Genomic DNA, 8,345 nt, shown 5'->3' with positions numbered 1-8,345 from the left:
GGGGCATAGTTGCACTCACCAGTTGACACCACCCCTGGCGGTCCTCTGACCCCGGCGGTGATCAATGAACGCCGATGCCCCGTTCTTCGGCCCAGGCCGACAGGGAGCGCCCTTCGACGGCGGCGGCCATGAGGTCGGGGAAGTCGTCGGGGGAGCAGGCGAAGGCCGGGATGCCCAGGGAGGCCACGGCGGAGGCGTTCTCCTGGTCGTAGGCGGGCGTGCCGTCGTCGGAGAGCGCGGGCAGGACGACCACCCGCACCCCGGCGGCGCGCAGCGCGGCCAGGCGGCGCAGCATCTCCTCGGGGGAGCCTCCCTCGTGCAGGTCGGAGATGAGGACCAGCACCGTCTCCGCGGGGCTGGTGATGAGGCGCTCGCAGTAGGCCAGGGCGCGGCCGACGTCGGTCCCGCCGCCGATGGAGGCCCCGAACAGCGCGTCGACCGGGTCGGACAGGCGGTCGGTCAGGTCGGCCACGCCGGTGCCGAAGGCCACCAGGCGCGTGCGCAGGGAGCGCAGCGAGGCCAGGACCGAGGCGAACACCCCCGCGTACACCAGGGAGGCGGCCATGGACCCGCTCTGATCGACGGCGAGCACCACCTGGCCGCGCACGCCCGGACCGCTGCGGGCCCGGCCCACGACCGAGGCGGGGACCAGCACGCCGCGCTCGGGCACGTAGTGGCGCAGGTTGCGGCGGATGGTGGCGTGCCAGTCCACGTCGGCTGCCGAGCGGGGGCGGCGGGTGCGGGCGGAGCGGTCCAGGGCGCCGCGCACCTCTGAGCGCATCCGGTGCGCCAGGCGCTCCTCCAGCTCGCCGGTGACCCGCCGGACGAGGGCGCGGGCGGGGGCGCGGGCCTCCTCGGGCAGGGAGTCGGCAAGGGCCAGCACCGCCGCGGCCAGGTGGACGTCCGGGCGGACCGCCTCGGCCAGGCCGGGATCGAGGAGCATGCGGCGCAGCCCGAGACGGTCGAGGGCGTCGGCCTGGAGCACGCGCACGACACGGGAGGGGAAGAGGTCGCGGACCTCGCCGAGCCAGCGCGCGACGCGGGGAGAGGAGTCGCCGAGCGTCGCCCCGCGCGGGGCGGATGTGTCCGGGGCGCGGTCAGAGGCGCCGGGGCCGCCGTCGTACAGGGCGGCGAGGGCGGAGTCGATCCGCGCATCGCGCCCGTACAGCGGGCCGAATCCGGACGGTTCGCCGAGGACCAGACGCCACCGCCGGGACCGCTCGTCGCAGACGCCGTCGGCGCAAGCGGGAGCGGAGGTGCCGCCGGACGGAGGGCTGTCGGGGGGTGCCATGGTTCTCCTAGCGGGGTGGGGCGGTCGGAGCGAAGGGGGCGGTGTTCGTCGGGGGCGGGGGGATCGTCACCCGGGACGGTGTCCGCTGGAGCGGCGTCAATCCTCCTGCCCCCGGCCCGTCGATCGGCATGAAGCGCCGAGGCGCAGCCGCCTGTTCTCCGTTCACTCGTCTCCCTCCTCCCGTCCGCCCAGGAGCAGGGCGGCGGTGGCCACCGCCGCCGCGGCACGGTCGAGGTCGAGGGCCTCGGTCCCTTCTGGGCCCCCGGAGGACCGGGACACCCCCCGAGGGCCTGCGCCGATCATGCGCACCTTCCGGGCGATCGCCCGGCGCTCACCGTTGGAGAACCCGCCGAACGTGCGGCGCAGCAGCGGCAGCACCGCAGTGAACGACTCACCGTCCAGACCGCACAACCAGGCGTCGACAAGGCGCAGCAGCCCCTCATCGTGCACCAGCACCAGGCCCTCGCCCCCGAGGAAGCCCGCGATCCACGCCGCCGCGCGCTGCGGGTCCGAACCGCGCGAGGCGACCCGGGTCAACCGCGTGAGCAGCACCTCATCGTCCAAGCGGCCGCCGTCGCGCAGCAGCCGGTGCACCCGGCCCGCCACGAGGCCGGGAACACCCGAGCGCGTCGACACCCGGGCCAGCGCGTCCCACCAGGACCGCTCGGAGGCGCCCCCGATCAGCGCCGCCGACCGGTGAACCGACTCCACCGCACCGCACATCCCCTCGGCGGCCTCCTCCGACAGCCCCGAGACTGCGGCCCCCACCCCGGCGCACACCCGGTCCAGCAGCATCGCCGCCACGCGCCGCAGAGGGGCGCTCCCGGTACCGCGCACCTCCCCGTACCGGGCGGCGCGGGCCAGCGGCGGCACGGCCTCCATGAGCGTGGCCGTGTCGGACGCGTGCGCCGCGCGCGCTGAGGCACGCTCCAGCACCGCCCCCAGAGCACCGTCGAGACCGGCCTTCAGGCAGTGCTCCGCCAGCGAGGTCAGCTCGGTCAGCCCTGCGTGCGCCGCGCGTTCGCGTGTGCGCGCGTCGGCCGCCGAGACGACATCCGCCCCCCACACGGAGGCGTCGACGAGCGCCGCCTCCATCTCCGGGAGCCAGGCCAGGCGCCAGCGCTCATGGAAGGAGCCGAGCACACGCGCCGGGTCGGCGACGGGAACGCCCCAGTCCACGTCCAGCGCGCGCAGCCGGTGCAGCAGGGCGCTGCGCGCGCGGCCGTTCTCCTCGCGCAGGTCGAGGTCGAGGTCGCGCGCCTCGGCCTCGGGGGGCAGGCGCAAGCGGCGCTGCTGCGCTTCGAGGTCCCGCTGGAGCGGAACCTTGGGCACCGACGGCGGGACGCGGCCCAGGCGCTCGGCGGTCTCCATGGCCGTGCGCACGCGTTCGGCCTTGAGGGCGGATCCCTCGCACAGGACCGACACGACGGCCTCCCCGGCCTCGTCGAGCCCGGGGAGGGGGCGGCCGCGCAGCGCGGCCAGCGCCTCGCACAGCCGCACGCCTTCGATGACATGGGCCGTGGAGACGTGCTCGCCTTCGGCGCGCAGGAGGCGCGCGGCATCGGACAGCCACCGCTCCAGCGGGCGGTCGGGGGCGGAGAACAGGTGGTGGTACCAGCCGGGGGCGCGCACGCCCGCGCCGTAGCCGGAGGAGGTACGGAGGCGGCCGTGGCTCCAGGGGATCCACGTCGTCTCGGCGGCGACGCGGGGCAGGCGGCGCAGGAGAGCGGCGTCCTCTGCGGCCTTGGGGCGCTCCAGGAGGGCCGGGACGTGCCAGGCGCCGCAGACGACGGCGATCCTGGCGTGCCCGGCGCGCAGGGCCGAGCGCACGACCCGGCGCATGTGCGCCTCGCGGCGGGCCTCGTGGAGCGGCGGCGGGCCGGGGGCGGTGCGCGCGCGGACCTCGGCCATGGCTTCGGCGATCGCGGCGAACGGCGACGGCGGGGCCGACTCCCCGGCCGATGTGCGTGAGCCGCGGCCCGAGGGCGGGGCGGGGACACCGCCGCGCTCCCGCCCGCGGTGTTCGACGGTGTCGTCCCACCAGCGCTCCGCGTCGCCGTATCCGGCCGCGGCGGCGAGTTCGGCGAGCGGGTCGGCGGGGCGGGCGGGCGGTGTGTCCCCGCCATCGACCGCGCCGAGCCCCCCGCCGTCCTCGACGGCGAGCGAGACCGAGGCCGGGAGGTCGCAGAATCGGACGTCGCAGCCGTGCGCGTGGGCGTAGAGCAGGGCCTGCCATTCGGGGGAGAAGGAGGCGAACGGCCAGAAGGCCGACCGGCGCCGCCCACCGTGCCCGCCGCGTGCGCCGCGCGCGCTGCGTGCGGCGGGAGCGTGCGCGAGCAGTGCGACCGGCGCTTCGAGGCCGCCCACCAGAGACAGCAGCGGGTCGGCGTCGCTCGGCCCCTCGACGAGGACCGCGTCGGGGGCGAAGTCCTCCAGCTCCGCTCGGACGGCGCGGGCGGACCCCGGCCCGTGGTGCCGCACACCGAGCACGCGCACCCGCCCCTTGTCGGTGGTGTTCAACGGTGCTCCCCTTCGATCGCTGGTGGGCGGTCCATGGTCCGTTCGGGCGGTCGGTGCGTCGGATCCGGCCGGAGTGGATGGGGCAGGGGTCTTCCGGCGATGCCGATCGCCTGTCGCCGGGCGGCTCCCGGCCGCTTTCACGCTGGTGGTCGACCCACGGCCCGTCGGGATGGTCGGCTCGTCGGATTCGGCTGGCGTGGATGGGGCGCAGGTCTTGCAGCGGAGCCGGCCGCCTGCCGCCGGGCGGCTCTCCGCCGCTCTCCGCGGTGGGGCCGAGGCGGTGGGAATCGGCAGGGGGCGTGCCACCGATAGGAAGCGGGCTGCGAGCCCGGACACGCCGTACAGAGGCCTCACGGCCCGGACACCGCCTCCACGACGCGCCCGCCCCACCCCGCCGACTCAACGGCCGATTCAACCGCTGACCTCCCGGCACGCCCGGTAGAACTCGCCCCACCCCTCCCGGTCGCGGGCGACCGTCTCCAGGTACTCCCGCCACACGACCCCGTCGGACACCGGGTCGCGCACCACCGCTCCGTGCACCCCGGCCGCCACGTCGGACGGGCGCAGCACCCCGTCGCCGAAGTGCGCCGCCAGCGCCATCCCCTGGGTCAGCACCGAGATCGCCTCGGCGGTGCTCAGCGTCGCGCCGGGCGAGGCCACCTCGGCGCGGCCGTCCTCCGTCGCGCCCCGGCGCAGCTCCCGGAAGACCGTGACCACGCGGCGGATCTCCTCCATGCCGGAGGAGACCTCGGGCAGCCCCAGCGAGCGGCCCAGCTCGTCCACGCGCCGGGCCACGATGCCCACCTCCTCCTCCGCGGTCGCGGGCGAGGGCATGTGCACCGTGTTGAACCGGCGCCGGAGGGCCCCCGAGGGGGCGTTCACCCCGCGGTCCCGGTCGTTGGCGGTGGCGATGAGGTTGAACCCGCGCCGCGCCTGCACCTCCTCGCCGAGCTCGGGGACGGGCAGGGTCTTCTCCGACAGGACGGTGATGAGCGCGTCCTGGACCTCCGACGGGATGCGGGTCAGCTCCTCGACGCGCGCGAGGCGCCCTTCGGCCATGGCGGTCATGACGGGGCCGGGCACCAGCGCGCGGCGCGAGGGGCCTTCGGAGAGCAGCCGCGCATAGTCCCACCCATAGCGGACGGCGTCCTCGGAGGTCCCGGCGGTGCCCTGGACCAGGAGGGTCGAATCGCCCGACACGGCCGCGGCCAAGTGCTCCGACAGCCACGTCTTGGCCGTGCCGGGAGCCCCGACCAGCAGCAGCGCGCGGTCGGTGGCCAGCGTCGCCACGGCCACCTCCACGATGCGGCGGTCGCCCACGTACTTGGGGGAGACGAGGGTGCCGTCGTCGAGTTCGCCCCCGAGCACGTAGACCACCACCGCCCAGGGGGACAGCCGCCAGCCGGGCGGGCGGGGGCGGTCGTCGGCCCGCGCCAGAGCGGCGAGTTCGTCGGCGTGGCGCTGCTCGGCGTGCGGGCGGAGCACGTCGGCGGGCGGCGCGGGCGGTCCGGTGTCGGTCGGTGTCACTGGAGCTCCTCGTGGATCCGGCGGCGGAGGCGCAGGACGTCCTCCAGGTCGGACAGGGCAGCGGCGGCGCGGGGACGGTCGCCGGGGCGGGGACGGCGCACCCGGGCGCCGAAGGACGGGGGAAGGCGGCGGGCCGCGATCCGGCACAGTTCGGGCAGGTAGGACTCGTCCGGACCGGCGGGGGCGGTGTCGAGGGCGCGCACGGCGGACGCGGCGAGCCCGTCGGTCCATGGGCCCGGCACGTGTTCGAGGACGCGGAGCGGGAACTGCGTGCCCGGTGCCGCGGCGTCGCCGATGGCATCGGCGGCCCAGGCGCACCGCTGCTCGGGCGGCAGCAGCGCGAGCAGGGCGGGGCCGCGGCTGCCGTAGACCGAGTGGCCTTGCAGGAGGCGCTCCATGACCGGGCCGAGCAGAGCGGCCGCCCACTCCCGGTCGCGCTGGACGATGGCGGCGTTGGCCAGGGCGTCGAGCAGATCCCAGTCGCGGGCGGCGGAGGCCGCGCGGACCACCCCGGCGCGGTCGTCGGCGAGATGGCCGATCCAGGTGCGCAGCGGTGCGTGGGCGACCAGGGTCCAGAGCCATTCGCGGCGGATCTCCGGGGAGGCGGCGGGGCCTGCGGCGGGGAGGGTGCGCAGACCGAGGGCGGCGCCGAGCGCGCGCTCGGAGGGGTCGGGCAGGCGCACGGTGGGGCGGCCGCCGGTGCCGAGGCGGACGTGGGCGCGTGCCCGGCGGGCGAGTGCGTCGCCGCGCTTGGAGGAGGGGAGCCGCGACAGGAGGGCGGAGGCGAGCGCGCGCACGCCGGGTGCGGGATCGCGCAGCGCCGTGGCCAGGAAGTCCTCGTCGCCGGGGGACAGGTGCTCTTCGAGAGAGGTGAGGATGCGGCGTTTGCCTGCGGAGCCCTCGGCCGCCCAGCGGTCGGCGGAGGGGACGCGCTCCTCGGGCGGCCGGGAGTCGAGGAGGAAGGACCACGCGGGGGAGAGGGCGGCGAGCCACCGCCCGCGCTCTCCTGCCGCGGGCGCGATGGCGGAGCGCAGCGCGCGGTGGCGTGTCCCGGCGTCCAGGAGGCCGGGCAGGGTGGGCGGCGGGGCGAGCAGCCCGCGTGCGCGGGCCAGCTCCAGCCATTCGGCGATCAGTTCGGGGTCGTCCCGGTCGAGGAGGGCGTCGAGCGCCGCTCCGGCGGCGGGGCTCGCCCAGGGGGCGGTCTCGGCCGGTGCGGGCGGTAGGGGGTCGGCGGTGGTGGGTCGCACACCGGCGCGGTCCCGGACGACCGCGAGGGCCGCCCGGTCGAGGAGGACGAGAGCGGGATGCTCGGGGACCTCACCCGGGGGATACTCGTCGCTGTCGCTGTCGCTGTCGCTGTCGCTGTCGCCGCCGGGGACCCCGGCCCGCGACGTCCCCACGAGCGCCGCGGCGACCAGCTCGTCCCACGGGACCGGCGGGGGTGGGGGGAACGCGTCCAACGGGGGCCTTTCTCGGCGGGGTGCACTATTCGAGTCCGCACGGGCGGCCACGGTTCCGGATTGTCCGGATCGCAGGGAGGCGGGACGGCGCGACCGGTCCGCGCGGAGGGGCACCGGTCGCGGGCGGCGCGAGGGAAGACCACGCCGCCCGCGATCGGGGCGGACTCCCCGGGCCGGACGACCGGCCCGGGGAGCGTTCAGAAGAGCGACGGCGGCTCCGCGCTCACGAGGCATTCGGCGGGCCGTGCGCGGCGTGGCCGGGCCGTCTGCCGGAGGACGGTCGCCGTCGGAAGCACCGGCAGCGTCGGCAGGTCGGCCCCAGGGCGTTCGCCGCGACCGGGCACCGACCGCCGTGCCCCGTCCCACCGGTCCCCTCGGGCGCGGCGAGCGGCCCGCCGGAGATGGGCCCATGGAGTAGAGCCGCGGGTCCGCTCCGGCGTGCCCGGCGGCTCTGAAGGTGCCGGGGGCGTGGGCCGCGGGCGGCTCCCGGCGCGGGGGCGCAGGGCGGCTCGTCGGCCGACAGCCGCCGTCGGACCAGGTCGGCCGGGCACGGCCTGACCGGCACCATTGTCGGGGTTCGCCCGGCGCGATGGGCCGGGTCGGTGTCCGTTGGAGCAGTGGGGGTCCGGCCGGATCGCGGCCTGCCGACCGGCCACGCCCCGGCCGACCGTGGCGGTGGTGCGGGGGCGGCCCGGCGGGCCCTGCGGCTTCGGCCCACGGTGGCCTCCTCCGCAGCGGTTCAACGGCCGACCGCCCAGGTCGGAGCCGGTGGTCTCGGCCGCCGTCCCGGCGGCCGCCCGCTTCGCAGAAGCCTCGGTCGCGCTCAATGCGGCTCCTCCTGAACGTGGTGAACGGTTCCGGCGCACGGGACTCCTCGGGCCGCCGCGGGTCCGCGGCCGGCGGGCGGCCACACGGTCAGCGGGCGCACCCCCTCCGGTGTCCACTCGGCGGCGACGGTCACCGGCGCGCCGCCGCTCACCGCCAGCAGGCGCCACGGGGGAGCGGCCTGCGGACACACCGGAAGCGCCGCCCCGTCGGCGTCGACCAGGCACCATGACCCGGACGCGTCCAGCGCGGGCCGCACCCCCTCCAGCACCACGGGCCACGCCTCCAGCCACGGGTCCACGGCCAGCGCCTCGGACCAGGAGCGCAGCGCCTCCTGAGCGCCGCCGCCGCGCGGCGCCGCGAGCGGACGCTCGCCGCGCACCTCCGACACCGACGCCCGGTGCTCGGCCGCGCGGAAGACCGCGTCCGCGTCGACCACCGTCCCCGGGCGCAGCGCCGCGTCCGGCTCCCGCCCCTCCGGCGCGAACGCCAGGACCAGGGCGGTCCGCCCGCTCGCCGTCCCCCGCAGCCAGACCCGGCATCCCGACAGGCGTCCGCTGGAGAAGTCGTGGCGCCCGAGGACCTGCCAGGAGTCGCGGACCGGCGCCGATTCCGGCCCCGGACCCAGCCCGACCCGGGACAGCACGGTCGCGCGCAGCCCGGCGGGCAGCCGGTCGCAGCGCCGGTACCCGGAGGCGAGCAGGTGCAGCAGCGCCGCCTCG

At 77.4% G+C, this 8,345-nt stretch carries 4 protein-coding genes and 1 pseudogene; all 5 read right to left on the bottom strand.

From position 1 onward, the window contains the following. Positions 1-61 precede the first annotated feature (61 nt). On the bottom strand, positions 62-1,291 hold the full coding sequence (locus tag D476_RS0113685; protein ID WP_017624507.1) for a VWA domain-containing protein: 1,230 nt from the start codon (positions 1,289-1,291) through the stop codon (positions 62-64). 162 nt (positions 1,292-1,453) lie between these two features. Continuing rightward, positions 1,454-3,811 carry a DUF5682 family protein gene (locus tag D476_RS0113680; RefSeq protein WP_017624506.1) on the bottom strand — a complete coding sequence of 786 codons (2,358 nt, stop codon included), beginning with the start codon at positions 3,809-3,811 and terminating at the stop codon, positions 1,454-1,456. 411 nt (positions 3,812-4,222) lie between these two features. Next, entirely contained in the window at positions 4,223-5,338 is a 1,116-nt protein-coding gene (locus tag D476_RS0113675; RefSeq protein ID WP_017624505.1) for an ATP-binding protein, read from the bottom strand. Next, positions 5,335-6,798 (bottom strand): DUF5691 domain-containing protein, encoded by a 1,464-nt coding sequence (locus D476_RS0113670; RefSeq protein WP_017624504.1) that lies wholly within the window; start codon positions 6,796-6,798, stop codon positions 5,335-5,337. Before D476_RS0113670 ends, D476_RS0113675 begins: the two co-directional genes overlap by 4 nt. Positions 6,799-7,621: 823 nt before the next feature. After that, positions 7,622-8,345, bottom strand: a pseudogene (locus D476_RS37950) (SWIM zinc finger family protein); the annotation flags it as partial.

Origin of the sequence: Nocardiopsis chromatogenes YIM 90109, from assembly GCF_000341185.1 — a bacterium.
Taxonomy (GTDB): domain Bacteria; phylum Actinomycetota; class Actinomycetes; order Streptosporangiales; family Streptosporangiaceae; genus Nocardiopsis_A; species Nocardiopsis_A chromatogenes.
This window is presented reverse-complemented; position numbering and strand designations above follow the sequence as displayed.

Coding starts and splice junctions, on each gene's coding strand:
- D476_RS0113685 (WP_017624507.1), bottom strand. CDS start 1,291: ATGGCACCCCCCGACAGCCCTCCGTCCGGCGGCACCTCCGCTCCCGCT.